A 20,262-nucleotide genomic window follows, 5' to 3' on the forward strand; every position below is an offset into this window, starting at 1 on the left:
TACCCGCCATGTCCCGGATCGAGGAAATCCGCAGCAACGCCATCGAGCTGATCGCCCTGCATGGCTTTGGCGCAGTATCCCTGCGCCAACTGGCCAGGAGCTGCGGCCTGCAGGCCGGTTCGCTCTATGCCTACTATCGAAGCAAGGATGATTTGCTGCAGGACCTCATCGCCAGCTACCTGGAAGACCTGCAGCAGTCCTGGCAAGAATCGTCAGGAAATCGTGGAGACCCGGTACGCGCGCTCGCGGACTTCATCGCACACCACCTGGAGTTCCAGAGCGCGCGCCGAGCCGAAAGCCTGATTGCCAGCATGGACCTGCGCAATCTGCCAGAGCACGGCAGGCATCAGGTGATCGCCATGAAGACATGCTATGAGCGGGAGCTGAAGGACATTCTCGATCGCGGTGAGCATCTGGGCCTGTTCAGCCAAGACACCATGACCAGCACCGCCATTCTCTCCATGCTCACCGGCCTCTGCTTGTGGCAGGAGGCCGGGGAGGATGACCCCAGACAATTGGTCCGGGTCTGCCAGCGGATTGCACTGCAGATTGCCGGAGCGAACCTGTACCCCGGCGCCTACAACATTCAGTCGCCGGCTTTCTCGTAATAGCCGACAGATACCAGGTAGTCGCCGACCTTGCGGTAATAGGTGTGCTTACGCTCCACCTTGCGGCTCAGCGGGTTTTCCCAGAGATAGTCGTATTCGCCTGCACTGCTTTTTTTCGCTGCCGCGAGCATAGGTTCGCCGACCGGTTTGCCCTGCGGGTCTTTGACCCGGCGGAAGTCAGTGCCTACCAGACGTTGGTTGTAGCCGTGGGCTACGTAGCGAGATGTGTTCATATCGACAACGAAGACGTAGAGATCATCCTGGAGGAAAGCCAGATTCTCGCTGTTGATCGCCGCAAAGGTCTGTTGTGGCCCGGACGATACGGCTGCCGCTGCCTTTTCCAGGAGATCCCGTGCATGAGCCGGGGATGCCTTGGAAATGAAATAGCCAGCACCCAGCAATACATCGTCAACACGCTGGAACAGCACGCGCTTGCGCTCGACGCGCCCAGTCTGCCAATTGTTCCAATGGTACTCCGCCTCCTGGATGCCCTGCCCCTCCTTGACCTTCAAGGCCTCGTCGAAGGGCTTCTTGAGGTCAGGCGGCAGTTGCTCAAGCAGGTTGCTGCCGATCAAACTGGCGGAAGGCCCACCACTGGCCAGCATTACGCCATTGATGTCCAGCACATAGACATAGTGGTTGCCACGCACGAAAGGCCCCTGCCGACTGAATACCGGCAAGGCCTGCGCCTTGTGCTCGCGGTAGTAGGCCACGGCGCTTTCCAGCAACGCCCGCGCCTCCTGCTCTTCTGCCTCATAACCACCGGGCGCAGCACTTGCGCCTCCAGCGAGCACAATGCCTACCAACATCCCCACCCAGCCCATAATCCTGCCGAATCCCATAGTTGTCCCACCCCTGCCAAATTGTTTGCAGCTGACAAAAAATGACATTGTATTACTTAGCCAGCAAAGGCTCCAGCCACCCGTCGCGTACATCAACGACGGAAGGACTATCAGGCCTGTAGTCTATTGACAGGAAATCACTTCAGCTGGAAGGTTTTGAGTCAATCGGCAAGGGCATCAAGCAGTCATGCGAAAATAACAATAACTGACTATTTGTCTGTTTTGCTATTGATGAACGCCCCAACTCGGGGTAACGTTCGACATCGCATACAACAACAAACCTGAAGCAGTCCGAACCTGCCTGGTGAGGGGCCGCTTGAGCGATGGAGATAACACATGAAACTCGATGATCTCGTTCTAGTCAGCGTCGACGACCACATTGTCGAGCCGCCCACCATGTTCGAGCAGCACCTCACCACTGCCCAGAAGGCTTTCGCCCCCAAGGTACTGAAAGACAAGAACGGCGCCGACTATTGGCTGTTCGAAGGCCGTCGTGCAGGCAACATCGGCCTCAATGCCGTGGTCGGCCGCCTGCGCGAGGAGTATGGCTGCGAGCCGATCTCCTTCGACCAGATGCGTAAAGGCGCCTGGGACATCCATGCGCGCATCGACGACATGAACGCCAACGGTCTGCTGGCCTCGCTGAACTTCCCCAGCGTGGTGACCTTCGACGGCAGCCTGTTCCATCAGTTCGAAAACAAGCAGAACGCCCTCGCCCTGCTGCAGGCCTACAACGACTGGCACATCGACGAGTGGTGCGGCAGCTATCCGGGCCGCAACATCCCCAACGCCATCATTCCCTACTGGGACCTCAACGCCTCGGTGGCCGAGATCAAGCGCGTCGTTGCTAAGGGCTGCCACGCCATCTCCTTCTCCGACAACCCTTCGCTGAAGGGCCAGCCGAGCATCCATGACGCCCACTGGGAACCGCTGTGGAAGGTCTGTGCCGAAAACAAGGTGGTAATCAACATTCATATCGGCTCTGGTGCCCAGGCTCCCCATGCCTCGATGAATTCGCCCATCGACTCCTGGATCATCACCATGCCGATCTCCATCGTGAACTCGGCTGCCGACTGGCTGCACCTGAAAGCGCTGCAGCGTTACCCGGACCTGAAGATCTCCCTGTCCGAGGGCGGCATCGGCTGGATCCCCTACTTCCTCGAGCGCGCGGACTTCGTCCATGAGCACCACAAGGCCTGGACCTACGCCGACTTCGGCGGCAAGATGCCGAGCGAAGTGTTCCGCGAACACTTCCAGACCTGCTTCATCGACGACCGCTTCGGCCTGAAGAACCTCGAGGACATCGGCGTAGACAACGTCGCCTACGAATGCGACTACCCGCACTCGGATACCGTCTGGCCGGAATCCGCTGACATGCTGTTCGACTCCCTCAAGCATCTGCCGGACGCCAGCATCGACAAGATCACGCACGGCAACGCCCTGCGTCTCTATAACTTCGATGCGTTCGGCAAGATGGGCGGCCGCGACAAGTGCACCGTAAGTGCCCTGCGCGCCCTGGCGAAAGACGTGGATACCACGCCGAAGTCCTACGGTGGCCCGGCCCCCCTCAAGGAAGGCGAAGTGCGTCGTCGCGTGACCTCCGGCGACATCATCAAGATGTTCACCGCCGTGGCGAAGGAAGACGGCAAGATCATGGCCGAAGAAGCCTGATCGCCTGCACGAACGAAAACGCCCCGCTAAGCGGGGCGTTTTCTTTGGCTATGTCTGCGTTAGTTGTTGCAGAGGGTAATAACCAAGTGATTCCTTCATGCAAATCAATGGGTTGATATCCTTTCCATAACGTTCGAGGAGACGACGCCAGCCCAGGTAATTCGCCAAATACTTGGTCGCCACTCCATGGAAGCGTGTCATCCAGCTCTTCAGTCGGCCGTGGTAGGCGTTGACGTTCTGGATGTGGAAGGCCCCGTCCACCCGTCGTTTCTGACGTAGGTTCACGCGATGGTGGGTAATGCCTTCGGCCTTGGCAAAGCTCTGGTAGATCGCCGCGCTGTCGGTGCACAGCACGGCATCCGAATCGAGCAATGGGCGTAGCACTGCCCCCACCTGAGCTGCATTGAGCTGTTTCAAGTGGAAATCCGCGTGGTGTCCGCTGCGATCACGCACGACCAGAACGGGAATCTGCTCGGCGGTAAAGCCTTTGCGCTGCGCCGTGCCGCCGCGCTTGCGGGCCGCGCGCGGTAATTGGCGCTGGCCCTTGAATGACTCGAGGAAAAAGGTCTCGTCGGCTTCGACAATCCCCGACTCATGCTGGGCGCGGTGTTCAGCAATCAAACGGAGAAAACGATGCCGCCAGCGGAACGCCGTGTTCTTGTCGACCCCGCAGAGCGCGGCCGCCTTACGCACCGTCAGGCTGTGAACCACCGTTTCGGCATACAGCCCCCAGCACTCTCGCTGGCGCAAACGCGCCAGCGGCGTGCCGGTCAGGGCATTACAGGTGCGCCCGCAGGCTCGGCATCGATAACGGGCCAATCCGTGGCTGGAACCCCAGGGACGTAGGTCAGCGCCCGAGCAGTGTGGACACTGCTCGGGCGCTGTCAGGGCTTCCGTCAACACGTCCTGGGGAAGGGCGAGTTGCGCCTGCAATTGCTCTCGCTGTGCTTGGTTGAGCTGATAGAGGCGGGATAACAAGCTCCTGAACTCTGTCGCGCGCATGGCAGACCTCCTCAAAGAGATGCCGTAGCGAAAGTTTAGGTACTAGCAACACTTAACGCAGACATAGCCTTTTCTTTTGGGTCCTGCAGAGTCGCTTGCCGCTACCAGCTGCCTGCAACCAGGCTATCGCGACCCACTTTGCGAATGTCAGCGGTGCCACTCAGTGCCAATGTCGCATCGAGCTCCCGCCGGATGATGTCCAGGCATTTGCCCACGCCGGCTTCCCCTTCCGCACCCAGGCCGTAAAGATAACTGCGGCCGATCATGACTCCGCGGGCACCCAGGGCGCACGCTTTGAAAACGTCTTGTCCGCTGCGCACACCACCATCCATCCAGACTTCAGCACGCGTTGCCACCGCATCCACGATGGAGGGCAGGACACTTATGGACGACGGTGCTCCATCCAGCTGGCGGCCACCATGATTGGACACAACCAGGGCGTCGGCGCCACAGTTCACGGCGTATTGAGCATCCTCGACATCAAGAATTCCCTTGAGCACCAACGGGCCATCCCAAAGGCTACGCACCCACGCGACGTCGGCCCAGGTCACGGTGGGGTCGAACTGGGCGCCGACCCACGCGCGCATGGAAGTCTCGTCACTCACACCCTTTGCATGGCCAACGATATTGCCGCAGCTGCGGCGGGATGTACGCAGCATTTCCAGGCACCAGCGCGGTTTGCTAGCCAGGTTGGCGAAGCGCACCAGAGTGCGCTTGGAATAGGCGCGACCATTGCGTACGTCCTTGTGTCGCTGACCCACCATGGGTAAGTCCAGGGTCAGCGCCAGCGCCGAGCAACCGGCCGCCTTGGCGCGCCGGATCAACGAGCGGGCGAACTCGCGATCACGCATCAGATAAAGCTGGAACCAGAAGGGTTTGTGAGTGGCAGCGGCGACGTCCTCGATAGAGCAGACGCTCATGGTGCTCAGCGTGAAGGGCACGCCAAAACGTTCGGCCGCGCGGGCCGCGAGTATCTCGCCGTCGGCTCTCTGCATGCCAGTCAGACCGGCCGGTGCCAGGGCTACCGGCATGGTGACATCCTCGCCCAGCAGGCGAGTTTTCAGGTTACGCGCGCCAACGTCGATCGCAACGCGCTGGCGTAACTTGATGCGTTGGAGGTCCGCCTCGTTGGCGCGGTAGGTCCCTTCGCTGTATGAACCGGCGTCCACCAGGTCATAGAACATTCGCGGCACGCGACGGCTGGCAAGTCGCTGCAGGTCTTCGATGGTTGCAACTATGGTCAAGGTGTCGCCCTCGGATTCAACGCCGGCGCGGGGCGCGGCGCTCGGGAAGGAAAAAAGTGTGCCTGCCGGCTGGATTGCGCCGGCAGGATGGCCCGGGCCACCGATCTGAGAAGGGCCCGGACCCACACCAAGAACTCAGCGGATGCCGGTTCCGGCCAGGGAGCCGGGGGAGAAGAAGGTCGTGGGGTAGCGCGCGACCCGGTAGAAGCCGGTGGACTTCTCCGCGCCCATGCGCGCGCCATGGGTGTATACGCGCTTGGTCAGGTCGTAGAGGACGTTGGGCGCAGTGCGGTACTGCGGCTTGTCATACTCCTGGAATCCCGGGTAGTAGGTGACCTTCTGGATGGTCCCGGTGTTGTCGAAAGCGTTGTAGACAGCCACCGACCAGCTGTCCTCGTCCAGATAGAAGGTCTTGGTCTTCTGTACGTGTCGTTCCCCCGGCTTGAGGTTGGCTTCCACCACCCACACCCGGCGCAACTCGAACCTCAGGTAATCCGGGTTGACGTGATTCGGGGTATTCACCACCTCGCTCGGCGCGGCATTGAACTTGTAGGCGTTCGCCGGAATGTACATTTCCCGCTTGCCCTTCAGCACGAAGTCGAACTTGTCCATCTTGCCGTCGAAGCCGCTGATCTCATCGAACAGCAGCACGCCGCCGGAACTGGTGGAGACGGTGTCGTACTTGAACTCGGGCGACAGCCGGACCCGGCGCTGTCCCGGCACGTAGGACCAGGCCATGGGATCACGGATCTCAGTGTCGAGGAAGTTGTGCCGGAGTTGCTTGACCCCGGCGCTGGAAGCGGGCGCCACGGTGGTGGAGATCAAGGTCCAGTAGGGCTGCTCGTCCGGCACCGCCTCCCGCTCGTTGTCCCAATATGGTTTGCTCTGCTCGACCCGGTTGATGGAGGTGAGGGTAACGTTGCCCGCCGCATCCACTAGCCAGTTTTCCTGGTCGCCCTTCACATAGGGTGCATCCACCCGCACCGACTGGTTCCACATGGCCTCGTAGCCGTTCTTTGGGATCGGGAAGGGAATCTGCGCATGGGCATTCACCAATCCCGGCGCCCCGCCCACCAACTTGGGATTTCGGACGTTCTTGATGGTGTTCTCGTACACCCATTGCGGGTAGCAGGCCGTACGATGGCTGGGGTAGACGTCGATGCGAAAGGTCTCGGGATAGCGCTGGAATAGTTCCTTCGTGCCCGCGTCCAGCTTGTCGGCGTATTGCTCCAGGTTGTCCTTGGTGATCTTCAGGATCGGCTGCTCGTTGGCGAAAGGATCCAACCAGGGGCCACCGCCGGACTCGCCCTTCTTCGGCTGGTAGCCCGCAGGAGGGGTACAGAGGCCTCCATCCCAGCGGGGGATACTGCCATCTGCGTTGCCCGCCACCTCGGCACCCAGCGGTGTGAGGGTGGAGCCCAGCTGGCTGATTTCCTGTTCCGAGGGTGTCGCGTAGACCTGCATCGCGACCCAGAATCCCAGTGTCGCCAGTGTCATGCACTCAAGCTTTTTCATTGTTGTTCTCCCGGATTGTCGCTGCGGATCAGAAGGTCGTCTTGTAGGTGAAGGACAGACGTCCATGGTCGTTCTGCACTGCCGCCCCGCTGGTGAAGTCGGTAGTCACGGTGCCGTCGGCGCGGGTGTCGTAACGGGCGTAGGAGTCGATGTAGCTGAGGCTGAAGGTATGGGCGCTGCGGTATGTACCACTGACGCCCACCGTCCAGCTGTAGGAACCTTCATTGGTGCCACCGAGGGTCGGACTATTGCCTTCGAGGCCCCAGGCCAGGTTGACCGGCATCGAAAGGTTCCACCCCGGCAGCACCTGCGGCCACTCCGGCGTGAAGCGCAGCTGCATGCCCCATGCGTCGCGAGTGGCGCAGTGCTTGGTGTACGCGGAGGTACAGCCACGGCCTTCTGCATTGAAGCGGTTCTGCGGGTCGTCGGTGATCTTGTCCAGGCGGTTGTAGGTAACCTCTCCCTGGAAAGTGCCACCTTCCCAGAGAGCCGTCTTCGGCAGCAGGTAGACTGCGTTCACCAAGGCATGCCAGGAATTTCCCCGTGCACCTTCGGCGGCTTCGAAGCTGGGATCCACACCAGCAACAGTCCGAACGGGGTATCCGGACCGGGACACCAGGGCGGTGTTTTTGCGGTAGGACAACTCGGTGGCCACGCTCATCTGGGCGATGTTGCGGGACAGGCTAAGCCCCCAGAGTTCCGTATCCCGCGCATAGGCCAAGCGCACTGCGCGCGGTGTACGGCCTTCGATTTGCGTGAAACTCCAAGGCAACTTTTCGTTGAACTTGCGGTAGTAGAGGCCCAGCGTGCCGCCCAGTGCCATAGGGCTCCAACGCAAGTTCAGGCCGTACTCGCCGTGGTTGCTGCCGGGCTCCAGGTCATCGCCATTGACCAAGGCAGGTGGCGAAGCGAGGTCCGAGCGCGAGCCGTCGGAGTTCGCGTAGAAGGTGCCGCCCGGAACCAGTCGGAAAGGTTTCCAGTCCAGCAGGTACTGCATGCCCAGGGACAGCTCGTTGCTCAGACTGAGGTCAGCCGACAGCTGATTGATTGGCAGAAACAGCTCCTTGGCCTCAGTGCCGGGGCTGGACGCGGATTTAATGGTGTCCACCGGCCCCTGCGAGTAGGCGATGCTGTTGCCCAAGGTGAACAGCGACTCGCCCCAGTAGACATTGTGTTTGCCCGCCTTGGCGCCCACGCCCACTTCTCCCAGTTGGAAGTTGGAGAAAACGAAGGCGTCCAGCAGCTCGCCTGAGGGCCCCGCCATGTATCGGGTGGCGTAGCCGTTGTAGTGATCATTGATGTAGTTGCCGCTGTTCACCAGCGCTGAGTTGGGCTCGGCCTTGCCCTGGTAGGCCTGGTCATACCAGCCGGCTGCGCTCAGACGGAACCCATGGCTACCCTGGTACACAGCGTCCAGCTCGCTGAGCAGATCGAAGCGGTTGGTCACCAGGTCGCCGCGATCGAACTTGTTCTCGGTGTCGTCAAAGGCCGGCGAGCGCAGGAAGTCCTTGTTCTGATGCTCCATGCGCCACGCGGCGTTGTAGCGGATGGTGTTGTCGACGCGGACTTCCCAGTCGTCACTCTCCAGGTCGAGCAGCATCGCACCGGCATCTTGCGAAATGGCCAGTGCGAGTAGCCAGATGGAGGCCGACAAGCGGGCGGTGATGGGTGCGGCTCTTGTATTTATTGTGGCCATTAAACCTTGCTCCAGAGGTCTTTCTTCAGGGTGAGCGGGGTCCTCCAGGCCGAGCCTGGAAGCCTTATTCCGCGGGATTCAGTTAGGGTCGGTCAGTCGCCGGTAACCGGCGGCGATCAGTTCCTGGTACTTGGTCAGATAGTCATGGGGGTACTGCGCAGGTGGCGCGCCCAGCTCGGCAAGGGTCGCCAGGTGCCCCGGCTCCAGTTGGAAGTCGAGGCAGCCGAGGTTGTCCTCCAGTTGCGCGAGGGTGCGCACCCCCAGCAGCGGTATCACACCCGGCTGGGCCCGAAGCCAGTTAAGCGCCACCTGCGAAGGGCTGCGGCCGATCGCTTGAGCCACCTGACCCACCGCCTCGGCAATGGCCAGGCTGCGCTCGTCCAGGGTCTTGAGCCCAGCCACGTCCAGGCGCTTGGCCTCACCGGCGTCCTTGCCGGCGCTGTACTTACCGCTGAGGATGCCACTGGCCAGGGGTGACCAGGCGGCCAGGCTCAACCCAAAGTGCCGACACATAGGCAGTAGGTCATGCTCTACGCTTCGTTCCAGCAGGTTGTACTCCGCCTGCAGTGCGGCGAAGGAAGTCCAACCCTGAAGCCGCGCCTGAGTATTTGCACTGGCCACCACCCACGCCGGCGCATTGGAGATGCCGGTGTAAAGCACCTTGCCCTGACGCACCAGATCATCCAGAGCGCGCAGAGTTTCCTCCAGCGGTGTGGCGCTGTCCCAGGCGTGAACCCAAAGCAGATCGATGTAGTCGGTGCCGAGCCGCTGCAGACTCGCCTCGACCGAGCGGCGCAGGCTCTTGCGGTGGTTGCCGCCCGCATTGGGATTGCCGCCACCGGGATAGGCGAGGGAGTACTTGGTGGCCAGTACCATCTCCTCGCGACAGCTTTGGATCAGGCTGCCCACTACTTCCTCGGACCTGCCGCCGGCATAGACCTCATTGGCGGTATCGATGAAATTGCCGCCGCTTTCGCGGAAGCGCGCGAAGATCCGGGCTGCCTCGCCCTCCTCCGCCCCCCAGCCCTGGGTACCGAAGGTCATAGTGCCGAGACAAAGCTCCGAGACACGCAACCCCGTGTTGCCGAGTATCTTGTAACGCATGATCAACCCCCAATAACTGACTCTTTGTTATTTCAATGGACATGCTAGCACCGCTTCGCCGGGTCGGGTTGAGCGGATGCACCCGCCGTCAACTCAGTAGTGCGCCAGCAATCCTCCATCCACAGCCAGCACCTGGCCGGTAACAAATGAAGCCGCGGGGGACGCCAGGAATACTGCTGCACCGGAGATTTCCTCGGGTCGCCCCCAGCGGCCCAGGGAACTGCGTCTGGCAATCCACGCCTGGCTCTCCGGACTAGCTGACAGAGGCTGGTTGGTCTCAGTGGCAAAGGGCCCGGGTGCTATGGCGTTGACCGTGATTCCATGGCTGCCGAGCTCTGCCGCCAGCGCACGAGTCAAGGCAACCAGGCCGCCCTTGGCAGCGATGTAGGCGGCATCCCTTGCCGAAGCGAGGAAGGCCGAGACCGAGGCCAGGTTGATAATCCTTCCGCCGCCCTGCTCCATCATGGGTACTGCCACCAGCCTGCTCAGCCCAAAAGCCGCTACCAAGTGGTTGTCGAGCATGGCGCGCAAAGCCTGGCTATCCAGCTCGAACAACGAACGGCGATCACGCCGGCCGACGTTGTTGACCAATATGTCCAGCCGCCCGTGCTCACCAAGGATGCGCTGCACGCTGATGTCGGCGGCCGCTTCGTCCTCCACGTCGAAGGGCAAGGCACAAGCCTGTAGCCCGCTGTCGACCAGTCGCGCGCAAGCCGCCTCCAATTGCTTCGGATCACGGCCGTTGAGCCATACCCTTGCACCGGCCTGGGCCAGCCCCTTCGCCATCTCGAAGCCCAGCCCTCGCCCGGCCCCGGTGACCAGGGCCACCTGGCCGGCCAGGGACAGGCCGGGGAATCCGCACTGCATCTGTTCGCTGCTCATCCACCCCGCTCCCTTCGACTCAGCCTTCATCGTTAATCCAGCGCACCAGTCTCGCCAGCGGCAGGAAGCCGTCGTGGGCCAAGCCACCCTCCATGCCACCTGAAGCACCGATGCAGGTAACTCGCTGGGCACCGGCCGAAGCCAGCAAATCACGTAGCTCAACCTTGCGTTCACCGGGGTACAGGCTGACGGTCTGGGTCGCGACGTTGACGAAGCGCAGCGCATCACGAAGGTCATTGACCGGCACCACATTGACCACACGGAACTCGGGATGGAAATCCACCGGCTCCTCGGAGCGGATCACCACACCGGCCCCGCTGTAGTTCCCCCAAACCCGGTAGTAGTCGGGCATCACTCGCAGGCCGTCGATTTCTTCGCGCAGGTGACCCGGCACCGGACGCCCTTCCGCGGATGCCAGCTGACGTTCCACACCCATGCGCTGTTGCAGCAGATCGGCGAAGCGGTCGGCCTGCTCCTGGGTACCCTCCACAAACTGGTAACGACTGGAGGCGCAGGCCAGTTGCTCGACCAGAGTGGCATCGGCGGCTGCTTTGTCGGCCACCTCGGCGAGTAGCTCGTCGGAGGCGAAGGCCTCGCGACCGATCATGGAAATGGAGGTCTTCGGATCGAAGGACACCAGCTCGAAGCCTGGGCAGATGTAGTTCTTCGCGCTACGCAGCGTCGCATCACCGCCCCAGGCCGCCAGCTTGTCGAAGAACTGCGGACGCATCAGCAGGCTTTCGACTTTATCGTCGCCTCCGCGCCAATATGCGGCCGAGAAGGAGCGCGCCAGGGCATGCCCCGGCGCTACCGCTGAGATGCCGCGCAGAATGGCCGGAGCAGTGAACAGGTCGTTGGACGGCAGCTTGATCAGGTTCACTGCCTTGGTCACCGCGCCGCGGGCGATGGAAACCGCCGCAACTCCAGGTGCATTGCCGGCAATGATGTGAAGGATGCGCGCGGGGAAGGCACGCATTGCTGCCGGTCGACCACTGAGCAGGTTGGTGACCGGCTTCCAACCGTCCACCACCTCCTTGCCGCCCAGCTCGTTGTCGATCTGCACCAGGAGCCGCTCGCGATCGAAGATTCGCGGCATCATCTCGTAGGAGCGCTGCATGACGCGTGGGTGCATGGGGTTATTGCGGATGGCATTTTCCAGTGCCTGCCTGACCAGGCCTTCCGGATCGCGCTCCAGCCAGCGGCTGAGCTCGCCGAGGATGTCGAGGATGTCATCCAGCGGGGTATCGAAGGCCGGGCCTGGCTCCTGACGACTCCAGACCAGTTCGTCCAGCTTCAGCGCCGGCGTGGTGAATCGCGCATGGGCAGGGCCGTATTCGAGATCCTCCCCCTCCACCACCTCGCCCTTGACGATGTGGCAGACGCGGGAGACCTGATGTTGGTTCACTGCATTCATGCGATAGCCCCCCGGATATAGGCGTCTATGGTTCCGGCGCAGCCGATGTTGTCATCCTGCCCCAGTTGGGTGTATCGGGTTATGGAGTCGTGGATTACCGGTCCGTGGCGTCCGCATTCGCACTTCGATGCAAAATCCACGGTTACCTTGTCACCCGTGATCAGGCCGCCCCAACGGCCCTCGTAGGCGAGGTCAAGGAAGGCGAAGCGCCCGCTCTGCAAGCCAATGGGCTCGACCAGCTTCTCACCGCTATCATCCAGCAGCAGGACGATCAGTCCCGGCGGGATGTGGTAGTGCCCCTTCTCGCAGCGCGGCATCGGCTGGGACAGCTCAGTCATGGCGTACAGGCCCGGCCGCAGCACATTGCCGTAGAAGGTGTTGACCCGCTCTCTGTAGTCCGGAGGCAATGGAATGCCCTTAACCCCGCCACCGGCGCCGATAATGCTGTTCGGATGGAAGTCACCATCGGCGATGCCGCGCTCGCGGGCGCGCTCGATGATCGCCAGGTGCTGTGCCCAGAAGCCGATCAGGTAAATCGGCTCATGGCGGTGATCCAACACCTTGTCAGCGAAGGCGCGCATCTCCTCGTTTCCTCGAGCACCCTTGACTGCGGACTCGGCCTCGAAGGCAGCAATCTCATTGGGGGTCGCCGAGCCGTCTGCCATCCGCTTGCGCATCGCTGCCATGCGGCTTACTTCGGAAATGCGCAGCGGCTCCTGGGTCAGCATGAAGATGGCACCCTCGCGGCCCCAGTTGGCCATGGCGAACTGGCCGGCCTCCACCGCGCTGTTGGGGCCCTCTATCTGCCCCATCCAGAACACCGGCCGGTCCTTGCTGGCCACCTGAACCGGCCATGCGGCTGCGTACTTGAAGTGGCGCCGCTTGTTGTCTTGGTCTCCGGCGGTGTGGTTAAGGAACGAGCACTTGCCGCTCGAGCCGCTGGTGGCCAGGACCCGGTGATCGGCTGCCCACAGGCGGTCGAGCCACTCGTCGACGTTACTGACACCGGTCATGTCGACCTGGCTCAGGTCCGGGACCGATAGTGCGTCGAGCCATTTGAGCAGGCGCTCCCACTGGCCTTTCTCAACGAAGGACGCCGGGTAGGACTTATAGGTGGTGTGGGCGAACAGCAACGGCACCAGGTCTTCGAAGCTTTCGATTCGGCTGATACCGGCCTCCTCGGCACGGTGCTTGAGCAGGGGAATCTGCTGCACGCGCTCTTCGAACAACTCCTGGGCGGCGGCCAGGCGCAGGTGGGCCAGTTCGCTTGCGCTTATATTGAATGCCTCATCCGGCTTTTCGATTAGGTCCAGCAGAAACTTACGTTTGGGTGACATGTAGTTTTGCTCCGGCACTTATTTAACTCGGTTAATTAACTCATCGAGTGACCTCACGTTATTCGCTAACAAAAAGTGCATTCAAGCAGAATCATATAAGTGCAAACTTATATGAATCACGAGCAGACAAGGAAGAAGCGCCGTAGTCTCTGGAACCACAACAATAAGTTCCGCTATCGACGAATCCGGAGAGCGCGCATGACAGCCTTACAACAAGAACACCTGTCCCCACGTATTGCCTGGCGTATCTACGCGGTACTGTTGTTCAGTACCTTCGTCACTATCGAAGCAATGACTTTCCAGGCCCCGGCGCTGCCCAGCATCGCCCGTCACTATGGCGTGTCGATGAATTCATCGGCGCTGATCATCCTGGTGTTCTTCGTTGCTTCCACCACCTGCTCGCCGATCATGGGCCGCCTGGCCGATGCCATCGGCCGCAAGAAGATGCTGCTAATCGGCCTGGTGGTGTTCTCCGTTTCCGAATTCGCCGCAGCGGTCTCGCCCACCTTCGAATTGCTCCTGGCCGCGAGGTTGCTTCAGGGGCTGGGGGTGGCCTGCATCATGCCCGTGGTGCTGGCCTACATTGGATTTCTCTTCCCCGATGAGCGGCGCGGCATGGCGCTCGGCATCTTCACCGCCGCCATGGGCCTGGGCGCCACTACCGGCGCCCTGCTCGGCGGCCTGTTAGTCGACGCTTTCGGCTGGCAGATCATCTACTGGCTGAGCGGCCTGCTGGGCGCAGTCGGTCTGTTACTGATCGCCGCCCTCGTGCCGGAAACCACCGTAGTCAGCCGACGCCGCGGCTACGATCTGGCCGGGTCGCTGTTACTGTTCCTGGCTCTCGGCGGCCTGCTGTCGATCCCAACCGCCGCCGCCAAGCTCGGCCCAACCTCGCCCTACACGCTCGCAGCCCTGGGCATAGGTGTGGTCGCCGCGGCGCTACTGTGGAAGCTGGAGCAGCGCGTGGCTGACCCTGTGATCGACATTGGCATCCTGCGCAACCCTGCGTTCATCCTGCCTGCCGGACTTTACCTGCTGAGTGTCATGTGCCTGGCCGGCCTGACCTATTCGCTGGCCTTCTTCATCAGCGAGCGCCCGGGTGGCAGCGCATCTCAGGTGGGCTTCATCAACATGTGCGTGTACGGCTGCTCGATGATCTCCGCCCCCATCGCTGGGCGCCTTGCGGACAGGTACGACTGCCGGCGGATCGTGGTGGCGTCGATGGTCGCCATACTGCTGGGCATGCTGACGATAAGCACCATCCGGCTGAGCACACCACTGTGGATGATCGCCGGCATCGTCATCCTGATCGGCTTCGCCAACGGCATGAAGACCCCGGCATTGATGAAGCTGATGATGAGCGCCGTGCCACGCGCCAAGCTGGCCGCTGGTAGCGGTCTGTTCACCATGATGAAGGACTTCGGTTCGCCCGCCGGCGCCACCTTCGGCCTCGGCGTTTTCGGCAGCGCGGTGACCCTGATCGCCCAGCAGTCGATGCAGGAGCGTGCCAGCCAGGCAGGCGCAAGCCCCGAGTTGCTCGGCCGCCTGGCAGGCCTCGGCCAGGCCAAGCCGAGTCCTGAACTTGCCGCTCAACTGCAACAACTTGGCGTCGACGCCAGTGAGCTGCTCCAGGCCGGCAGGCTGGATGGACTGGCCTCGGCCATCCCGTGGGTGACTGGCTCGCTGGTCGCGGTGCTGGCGCTGATGCTGCTGCTCAGCCTACGCCTGCAGCGACGTCCAGAGCAGGCGAACAACGCGCCCCAACAATCCACAGTGATCGCCACAAATGAGCCCGAAGCACTTCGATAAAAGTTAGCTGGCAAGCAACTAACGATTTACTCAAAAGCATCTCGAGTTCCCAGTCAAATATTCCAAACAAAACTCTCAAAGCAAGAAACAACAACAATGAAAATATCCAACCTAGCCGGTGGCATTGGCGTGCAATGCAGTGAAATCGATCTGAATCAACCAATTCCGTCGCACATCGCCAAGCAACTTCATGAGGCCTGGATTGAAGCCGGCATAGTTGTCTTCAAGAACATGGGCCACTGCCCGGAACAGCAGCTCAGTCTCAGCCGCTGCTTTGGCGAACTGGACGTGCATCCGGTGAAAAATCTGGTGACCGAAAGCCAATATCCCGAGCTGATGGTGCTCGATAGCGATGCCCAGGCAAAGCTCAGCGTGTACTACCGTGAGTCGGCGCCGGACAAGCCCTTCGTCGGCTTCATCCCCTGGCATTCAGACCTTGTCTTCACTAACCGCCCCAACCACGGCGCCATGCTGCGCGCCGTGGAAACCCCGCAACACGGCGGGGAAACCGCCTGGATCGATACCATTGCGGCCTACGCCGCGCTGCCGGAGGCGATGAAACAGCGCATCGAGCACTTAGAGGTGGAGTATCGATTCTGCACTTCGCTTCTCGACTCTCCTTACGGACGCGACCCACTGCTGCGCATGCAGGTAAAAGGCGAACGCAACTTTCCTGCCTTCCCGCCAGTGGCCCACCCCCTGGTATGGCGCCACCCGGTGAGTGGCCGCAAGGTGCTGAACCTCAGCCCGCTGCACCTGCAACGGGTGGTCAACATGGACGCCTCGGAAAGTCACGCCCTGCTCGAAGAGTTGGTTACCCACGTCACCAGTCGGACGTTCTGCTACGTCCACCACTGGGAGCCAGACGACATGGTGCTGTGGGACAACTGGCGCACACTCCATTCGGCGCTGGGATACCCCCTGGGTGACCGGCGCCTGGTACACCGCACTACCATCGGCGGCGATACGCAAATGGGTCGAGTGCTGGAAACCGATCAGGTCGCCTGACTTGATGGCACCCCGTGCCGGCGGGGTGCCACGCTTCATCCCTGGATCGTCCCCAGATCGCGCATCAACGAACGCAACATCCTGGCCAGACGCAACTGATCATCCCCTGTCATCTGGTATACGGGGGCATGCTCATGCTGGCGCTGCGAGTTCATGATCTTGTGCAGCACCTCGCGCCCCTTGTCCGTGATGCGAATCAGGTTGGAGCGGGCGTCGTTCTCGTCCGGTCTGCGACTTATGAGGCCGCGCTTCTCGGTCTGGTCGAGATGGCGCGCAGTGGCCGGTAGAGACATGAAGCTAACCTTGGACAGCTCAGTAAGGGTGCTTTCATGGGGCGGTTCGATACGGTCCAGAGTTGCCAGCAGCAGTACCTGCACAACATTGAGCTGATGGCGTGAGGCGGCCAGTTCGGAGAGCCGTTCCAGATGCCGGGCTACCAGACGTAGGCGCACGATCAGTCCGACGCTCAGCGGATCGTGCTCCGGCCACAGGCGCGCCCACTGTTGCATGGCGCGATCCACTGAATCGAACTCGCCGGACGCTGTGCCCTGAGACTCGCCATCGTCCAACAGGCAGTCGCGCAACTGACCGAACTGCAAGGACAGCGCCTCAAGCGCCTGGGGATTGGCCGAATACAGTCGATAGCGACCCTGGCGCTCGTCCAGGATGAGATCGGCTTCCTTGAGCACCTTCAGATGCTGGGAAATGGCTGGTTGGGAGATCGGCATTTCCGCTGCGAGCACCTTGACGGCCGCAGGGTGCTCCATCAACCGGGTGAAAATGGCGCGGCGGGTCGGGTCGGCTAGCGGGCTGAACTGCCCCCAGTTGAGCGACGCCAGCTTTTCATTGACTCGTGCCATGAGGCATCACCTGTTCTGTGAAGCCAAGCTCGCCGGCAGACAGTCCATCGACTGCCTGCCGGCCCGCAGTCAAACCAAGCCTTCCAATTCGGGTACGGCTTCGAACAGGTCAGCCACCAGGCCGTAGTCAGCCACCTGGAAAATCGGGGCTTCTTCGTCCTTGTTGATCGCGACGATGACCTTGGAGTCCTTCATACCCGCCAGGTGCTGGATGGCACCGGAGATACCGACGGCGATGTACAGCTGCGGCGCGACGATCTTGCCGGTCTGGCCGACCTGCATGTCGTTCGGCACGAAGCCGGCGTCGACGGCGGCACGGGAAGCGCCCACGCCAGCGCCCAGCTTGTCTGCAAGGCTGTAGAGGTGCTTGAAGTTGTCGCCGTTCTGCATGCCACGGCCGCCGGAAACGACGATCTTGGCAGCGGTCAGTTCCGGACGATCGGACTTGGCCAGTTCTTCACCCACGAAGGCGGACTTGCCAGCGTCGGACACAGTGCCCACGGCTTCAACGGCAGCGGAACCGCCTTCAGCAGCCGCGGCGTCGAAACCGGTGGAACGCACGGTGATGACCTTCACGGCCGCACTGGATTGCACGGTAGCGATGGCGTTGCCGGCGTAGATCGGACGCTTGAAGGTGTCGGCGCTTTCAACGGCGATGATCTCGGAGATCTGGTCGACGTCCAGCAGGGCAGCCACGCGCGGCAGGTAGTTCTTGCCGTTGGTGGTAGCGGGTGCCAGCACGTGGCTGTAGCCCTTGCCCAGCTCAGCGATCAGCGGAGCGACGTTTTCCGGCAGTTGGTGCGCGTAGGCAGCGTTGTCAGCGACCAGCACCTTGGACACGCCCGCGACCTTGGCGGCAGCTTCTGCAGCAGCACCTACGCCCTGGCCAGCGACCAGAACGTGGATATCACCACCGATCTTCTGAGCGGCGGTAACGGTGTTGAGGGTGGCAGCTGCCAGCGCGCTGTTGTTGTGTTCAGCGATTACCAGGATTGCCATCTCAGATCACCTTCGCTTCGTTCTTCAGTTTCTCGACCAGTTCAGCCACGGACTTGACCTTGATACCCGCCTGGCGGGCGGCCGGTGCTTCAACTTTCAGGGTCTTGACGGTGGAGGCAGTGGAAACGCCCAGGGCATCCGGGGTGACCACGTCCAGCGGCTTCTTCTTGGCCTTCATGATGTTCGGCAGCGACGCATAGCGCGGCTCGTTCAGGCGCAGGTCGGTGGTGACGATCGCCGGCAGGTTCAGCGCAACGGTCTGCAGACCGCCATCGATCTCACGGGTGACGTTGACCTTGTCGCCAGCCAGCTCGACCTTGGAGGCGAAGGTGCCCTGGGCGAAGCCCGTGAGGGCGCCCAGCATCTGGCCGGTCTGGTTGTTGTCGCTGTCGATGGCCTGCTTGCCGAGGATGACCAGCTGCGGCTGCTCCTTGTCGACCAAGGCCTTCAGCAACTTGGCGACGGCCAGGGAGTTCAGCTCGTCGGCGGACTCGACCAGAATGGCGCGATCGGCGCCCAAGGCCAGGGCCGTGCGCAACTGCTCCTGGGCTGCGCTAGAACCGACGGTAATGACCACGACTTCAGTCGCGGTGCCCTTCTCTTTCAGTCGGACGGCTTCTTCCACGGCGATTTCGCAGAAGGGGTTCAGTGCCATCTTCACGTTGGCGAGGTCGACGCCGGAGTTGTCCGCCTTGACGCGGACCTTGACGTTGAAGTCGACCACTCGTTTGACCGGGACCAGTACTTTCATGTGATTTCTCTCGAATGACGGTGGCGTAACGCCGCTGGCCGAAGGCCAGGCACACAGCGGCGCTACGGGGGCGCCAGCGGGCTAACTTTTGTGTCCCGACAAGAAAATGTCAACATGTCAGTTGTTGAATAACTGAAATATTGTTATTTTTTGATCGCCAACCGACGATCTGCTGCAACGCACCTGCGGCGGGCGTCGCATACCTTTCGTAGGTGCAGGTTCCCATGTCGGTCTGCTGAGTCGTCATCCTCGATGGCCGTCCCTGCCCTACTTTTTTATCCGTGCTCGACAGGAGAAATCGCAGTGCTTGAAGGCTATTTCGAACACGTGAAAGCACGTGCCGAGGAAGGGCTGCCGCCCCTTGCGTTGGATGCCACGCAGACCGCGGAGCTGGTGGAGTTGCTGAAGAACCCGCCGGCCTTCGAGGAAGCCTTTCTCTTCGACTTGATCTCCAATCACGTGCCAGCAGGTGTGAACGACGCGGCTTATATCAAGGCCGACTTCCTCTCCGCCATTGTCCGTGGCGATACCTGCTCACCAATAATCGGCAAGCAGCGCGCCACCGAACTGCTGGCCGCCATGCAGGCGTCTCTGATGGAAAACCCGAAAATCTGTGCCAAACACCCCCATCAGGTCAGCGATGATCACAACTGACAGCATCCAGACATTGCGCGCAGCGTTGCAAAAGGCGCGAGGTCAGAGAAAACGCATCGGGCTGGTACCGACGATGGGCAACCTTCATGAAGGACACATCTCGCTACTGGAGATGGCCCGACAGGAAAGTGAATTCATCGTCACCAGCCTCTTCGTAAATCCTTTGCAGTTCGGTCCCCAAGAAGATCTCCAGAGCTACCCGCGAACGCCTTCTGCAGATCAGAAGGCGCTGTCCAGAGCTGGCTGCTCCGTGCTCTTCGCACCGAGCGTAAAAGAGATGTACCCAGATGGATTGCGCAATCACTGCTGCGTGATTGTCCCTGGTATATCACGAGGCCTTTGTGGTGACAGCCGCCCAGGGCATTTTGAGGGCGTGGCAACCGTCGTGACCAAGCTATTCAATATCGTTCAGCCCGACGTTGCGGTGTTTGGCCAGAAAGACTACCAGCAGCTTGCTGTGATTCGAGCACTTACCAACGACTTGAATCTCGCCACGCGCATACTCGCCGCGCCAACCATTCGCGCCCCCGATGGCCTCGCACTTTCCTCACGCAATGGGTACCTCGCCCCCGCCGAACGCGATATCGCGCCATTACTCTACCGCTGCATCAGGCAGATAGCAGGCGCTATCGAACGAGGCGAGCGTGACTTCCCGTCACTTATCAAAGATGGGAAGAGCATGCTTCAGAAAGCTGGTTTCCGACTGGACTACCTTGAGATCAGAGCAGCGCGGACACTTGAGCCACCCGCTCAGCAGGACAAATCGCTGGTCATTCTGGTTGCAGCATTCATCGGTAATACGCGCTTGATCGACAACCTCGAGTGTCGCTTGTGTTCGGAATCTCACTGTTAGCAGTTCCTATGAA

At 61.2% G+C, this 20,262-nt stretch carries 17 protein-coding genes and 1 pseudogene; 6 read left to right on the plus strand and 12 right to left on the minus strand.

What is annotated here, in order from left to right; translation table 11 throughout:
* The first annotated feature begins 8 nt into the window (after positions 1 to 8).
* Complete coding sequence (locus DM872_RS29530) at positions 9 to 608, plus strand: TetR/AcrR family transcriptional regulator (RefSeq protein WP_179062705.1); 600 nt, start codon at positions 9 to 11, stop codon at positions 606 to 608.
* Here DM872_RS29530 and DM872_RS29535 read toward each other — a convergent pair.
* Positions 587 to 1,450, minus strand: coding sequence for a cache domain-containing protein (locus DM872_RS29535; RefSeq protein ID WP_373273758.1), 864 nt, complete (start codon positions 1,448 to 1,450; stop codon positions 587 to 589). The genes DM872_RS29530 and DM872_RS29535 overlap by 22 nt on opposite strands.
* Before the next feature lie 336 nt (positions 1,451 to 1,786).
* Here DM872_RS29535 and DM872_RS29540 point away from each other — a divergent pair, with 336 nt between their 5' ends.
* Positions 1,787 to 3,121, plus strand: a complete 1,335-nt coding sequence (locus DM872_RS29540; protein WP_179062706.1) for an amidohydrolase family protein — start codon at positions 1,787 to 1,789, stop codon at positions 3,119 to 3,121.
* Between the two features lie 48 nt (positions 3,122 to 3,169).
* Here DM872_RS29540 and DM872_RS29545 read toward each other — a convergent pair whose 3' ends face one another.
* The 8 genes from DM872_RS29545 to DM872_RS29580 all read right to left on the minus strand — a co-directional run bounded on the left by DM872_RS29545 (position 3,170) and on the right by DM872_RS29580 (position 13,315).
* Positions 3,170 to 4,123: an IS1595 family transposase gene (locus tag DM872_RS29545; protein WP_179062707.1), complete on the minus strand. Its 954-nt coding sequence runs from the start codon at positions 4,121 to 4,123 to the stop codon at positions 3,170 to 3,172.
* A 101-nt stretch (positions 4,124 to 4,224) separates the two neighbouring features.
* Complete coding sequence (locus DM872_RS29550) at positions 4,225 to 5,367, minus strand: alpha-hydroxy acid oxidase (RefSeq protein ID WP_179062708.1); 1,143 nt, start codon at positions 5,365 to 5,367, stop codon at positions 4,225 to 4,227.
* Positions 5,368 to 5,502: 135 nt separating this feature from the next.
* Positions 5,503 to 6,882, minus strand: coding sequence for a DUF1329 domain-containing protein (locus DM872_RS29555; RefSeq protein WP_256873503.1), 1,380 nt, complete (start codon positions 6,880 to 6,882; stop codon positions 5,503 to 5,505).
* 28 nt (positions 6,883 to 6,910) lie between these two features.
* On the minus strand, positions 6,911 to 8,578 hold the full coding sequence (locus tag DM872_RS29560) for a DUF1302 domain-containing protein (protein WP_256873504.1): 1,668 nt from the start codon (positions 8,576 to 8,578) through the stop codon (positions 6,911 to 6,913).
* 78 nt (positions 8,579 to 8,656) lie between these two features.
* Positions 8,657 to 9,682, minus strand: a complete 1,026-nt coding sequence (locus tag DM872_RS29565) for an aldo/keto reductase (RefSeq protein ID WP_179062709.1) — start codon at positions 9,680 to 9,682, stop codon at positions 8,657 to 8,659.
* A gap of 93 nt (positions 9,683 to 9,775) precedes the next feature.
* The gene (locus DM872_RS29570; protein WP_179062710.1) at positions 9,776 to 10,564 is read right to left on the minus strand and encodes an SDR family oxidoreductase; all 789 of its coding nucleotides are present in this window, start codon (positions 10,562 to 10,564) and stop codon (positions 9,776 to 9,778) included.
* A gap of 19 nt (positions 10,565 to 10,583) precedes the next feature.
* Positions 10,584 to 11,978: an acyl-CoA reductase gene (locus tag DM872_RS29575; protein WP_179062711.1), complete on the minus strand. Its 1,395-nt coding sequence runs from the start codon at positions 11,976 to 11,978 to the stop codon at positions 10,584 to 10,586.
* Positions 11,975 to 13,315: a hypothetical protein gene (locus DM872_RS29580; protein WP_179062712.1), complete on the minus strand. Its 1,341-nt coding sequence runs from the start codon at positions 13,313 to 13,315 to the stop codon at positions 11,975 to 11,977. Before DM872_RS29580 ends, DM872_RS29575 begins: the two co-directional genes overlap by 4 nt.
* Positions 13,316 to 13,513: 198 nt before the next feature.
* Here DM872_RS29580 and DM872_RS29585 point away from each other — a divergent pair, with 198 nt between their 5' ends.
* Both DM872_RS29585 and DM872_RS29590 read left to right on the plus strand, forming a co-directional pair.
* Positions 13,514 to 15,124 carry an MFS transporter gene (locus tag DM872_RS29585; RefSeq protein WP_256873505.1) on the plus strand — a complete coding sequence of 537 codons (1,611 nt, stop codon included), beginning with the start codon at positions 13,514 to 13,516 and terminating at the stop codon, positions 15,122 to 15,124.
* Between the two features lie 96 nt (positions 15,125 to 15,220).
* On the plus strand, positions 15,221 to 16,132 hold the full coding sequence (locus tag DM872_RS29590) for a TauD/TfdA dioxygenase family protein (protein ID WP_179062713.1): 912 nt from the start codon (positions 15,221 to 15,223) through the stop codon (positions 16,130 to 16,132).
* Positions 16,133 to 16,167: 35 nt separating this feature from the next.
* On the opposite strand, the gene DM872_RS29595 is transcribed toward DM872_RS29590, so the two are convergent.
* The 3 genes from DM872_RS29595 to DM872_RS29605 form a co-directional block, all read right to left on the minus strand.
* Positions 16,168 to 16,992 carry a metalloregulator ArsR/SmtB family transcription factor gene (locus DM872_RS29595; protein WP_179062714.1) on the minus strand — a complete coding sequence of 275 codons (825 nt, stop codon included), beginning with the start codon at positions 16,990 to 16,992 and terminating at the stop codon, positions 16,168 to 16,170.
* Between the two features lie 69 nt (positions 16,993 to 17,061).
* Positions 17,062 to 17,991: an electron transfer flavoprotein subunit alpha/FixB family protein gene (locus tag DM872_RS29600; protein ID WP_179062715.1), complete on the minus strand. Its 930-nt coding sequence runs from the start codon at positions 17,989 to 17,991 to the stop codon at positions 17,062 to 17,064.
* A gap of 1 nt (position 17,992) precedes the next feature.
* Positions 17,993 to 18,742 carry an electron transfer flavoprotein subunit beta/FixA family protein gene (locus DM872_RS29605; RefSeq protein WP_077523333.1) on the minus strand — a complete coding sequence of 250 codons (750 nt, stop codon included), beginning with the start codon at positions 18,740 to 18,742 and terminating at the stop codon, positions 17,993 to 17,995.
* Between the two features lie 303 nt (positions 18,743 to 19,045).
* Here DM872_RS29605 and DM872_RS29610 point away from each other — a divergent pair.
* Positions 19,046 to 19,327: pseudogene (locus DM872_RS29610) on the plus strand (bifunctional aconitate hydratase 2/2-methylisocitrate dehydratase); the annotation flags it as partial.
* Positions 19,328 to 19,382: 55 nt separating this feature from the next.
* Entirely contained in the window at positions 19,383 to 20,249 is an 867-nt protein-coding gene (gene panC, locus DM872_RS29615) for a pantoate--beta-alanine ligase (RefSeq protein WP_179062716.1), read from the plus strand.
* Positions 20,250 to 20,262: the final 13 nt, after the last annotated feature.

The sequence above is a fragment of the Pseudomonas taiwanensis genome (assembly GCF_013393345.1).
Classification (GTDB): domain Bacteria; phylum Pseudomonadota; class Gammaproteobacteria; order Pseudomonadales; family Pseudomonadaceae; genus Metapseudomonas; species Metapseudomonas resinovorans_C.

What these genes read in the sequence shown, in the direction of transcription:
- DM872_RS29560 (WP_256873504.1), bottom strand. Translation starts at nt 8,578, where the DNA reads ATGGCCACAATAAATACAAGAGCCGCACCCATCACCGCCCGCTTGTCG.
- DM872_RS29590 (WP_179062713.1), top strand. Translation starts at nt 15,221, where the DNA reads ATGAAAATATCCAACCTAGCCGGTGGCATTGGCGTGCAATGCAGTGAA.
- DM872_RS29605 (WP_077523333.1), bottom strand. Translation starts at nt 18,742, where the DNA reads ATGAAAGTACTGGTCCCGGTCAAACGAGTGGTCGACTTCAACGTCAAG.
- DM872_RS29540 (WP_179062706.1), top strand. Translation starts at nt 1,787, where the DNA reads ATGAAACTCGATGATCTCGTTCTAGTCAGCGTCGACGACCACATTGTC.
- DM872_RS29585 (WP_256873505.1), top strand. Translation starts at nt 13,514, where the DNA reads ATGACAGCCTTACAACAAGAACACCTGTCCCCACGTATTGCCTGGCGT.
- DM872_RS29570 (WP_179062710.1), bottom strand. Translation starts at nt 10,564, where the DNA reads ATGAGCAGCGAACAGATGCAGTGCGGATTCCCCGGCCTGTCCCTGGCC.
- panC (WP_179062716.1), top strand. Translation starts at nt 19,383, where the DNA reads ATGATCACAACTGACAGCATCCAGACATTGCGCGCAGCGTTGCAAAAG.
- DM872_RS29530 (WP_179062705.1), top strand. Translation starts at nt 9, where the DNA reads ATGTCCCGGATCGAGGAAATCCGCAGCAACGCCATCGAGCTGATCGCC.
- DM872_RS29600 (WP_179062715.1), bottom strand. Translation starts at nt 17,991, where the DNA reads ATGGCAATCCTGGTAATCGCTGAACACAACAACAGCGCGCTGGCAGCT.
- DM872_RS29565 (WP_179062709.1), bottom strand. Translation starts at nt 9,682, where the DNA reads ATGCGTTACAAGATACTCGGCAACACGGGGTTGCGTGTCTCGGAGCTT.
- DM872_RS29555 (WP_256873503.1), bottom strand. Translation starts at nt 6,882, where the DNA reads ATGAAAAAGCTTGAGTGCATGACACTGGCGACACTGGGATTCTGGGTC.
- DM872_RS29575 (WP_179062711.1), bottom strand. Translation starts at nt 11,978, where the DNA reads ATGAATGCAGTGAACCAACATCAGGTCTCCCGCGTCTGCCACATCGTC.
- DM872_RS29580 (WP_179062712.1), bottom strand. Translation starts at nt 13,315, where the DNA reads ATGTCACCCAAACGTAAGTTTCTGCTGGACCTAATCGAAAAGCCGGAT.
- DM872_RS29545 (WP_179062707.1), bottom strand. Translation starts at nt 4,123, where the DNA reads ATGCGCGCGACAGAGTTCAGGAGCTTGTTATCCCGCCTCTATCAGCTC.
- DM872_RS29535 (WP_373273758.1), bottom strand. Translation starts at nt 1,450, where the DNA reads ATGGGATTCGGCAGGATTATGGGCTGGGTGGGGATGTTGGTAGGCATT.
- DM872_RS29595 (WP_179062714.1), bottom strand. Translation starts at nt 16,992, where the DNA reads ATGGCACGAGTCAATGAAAAGCTGGCGTCGCTCAACTGGGGGCAGTTC.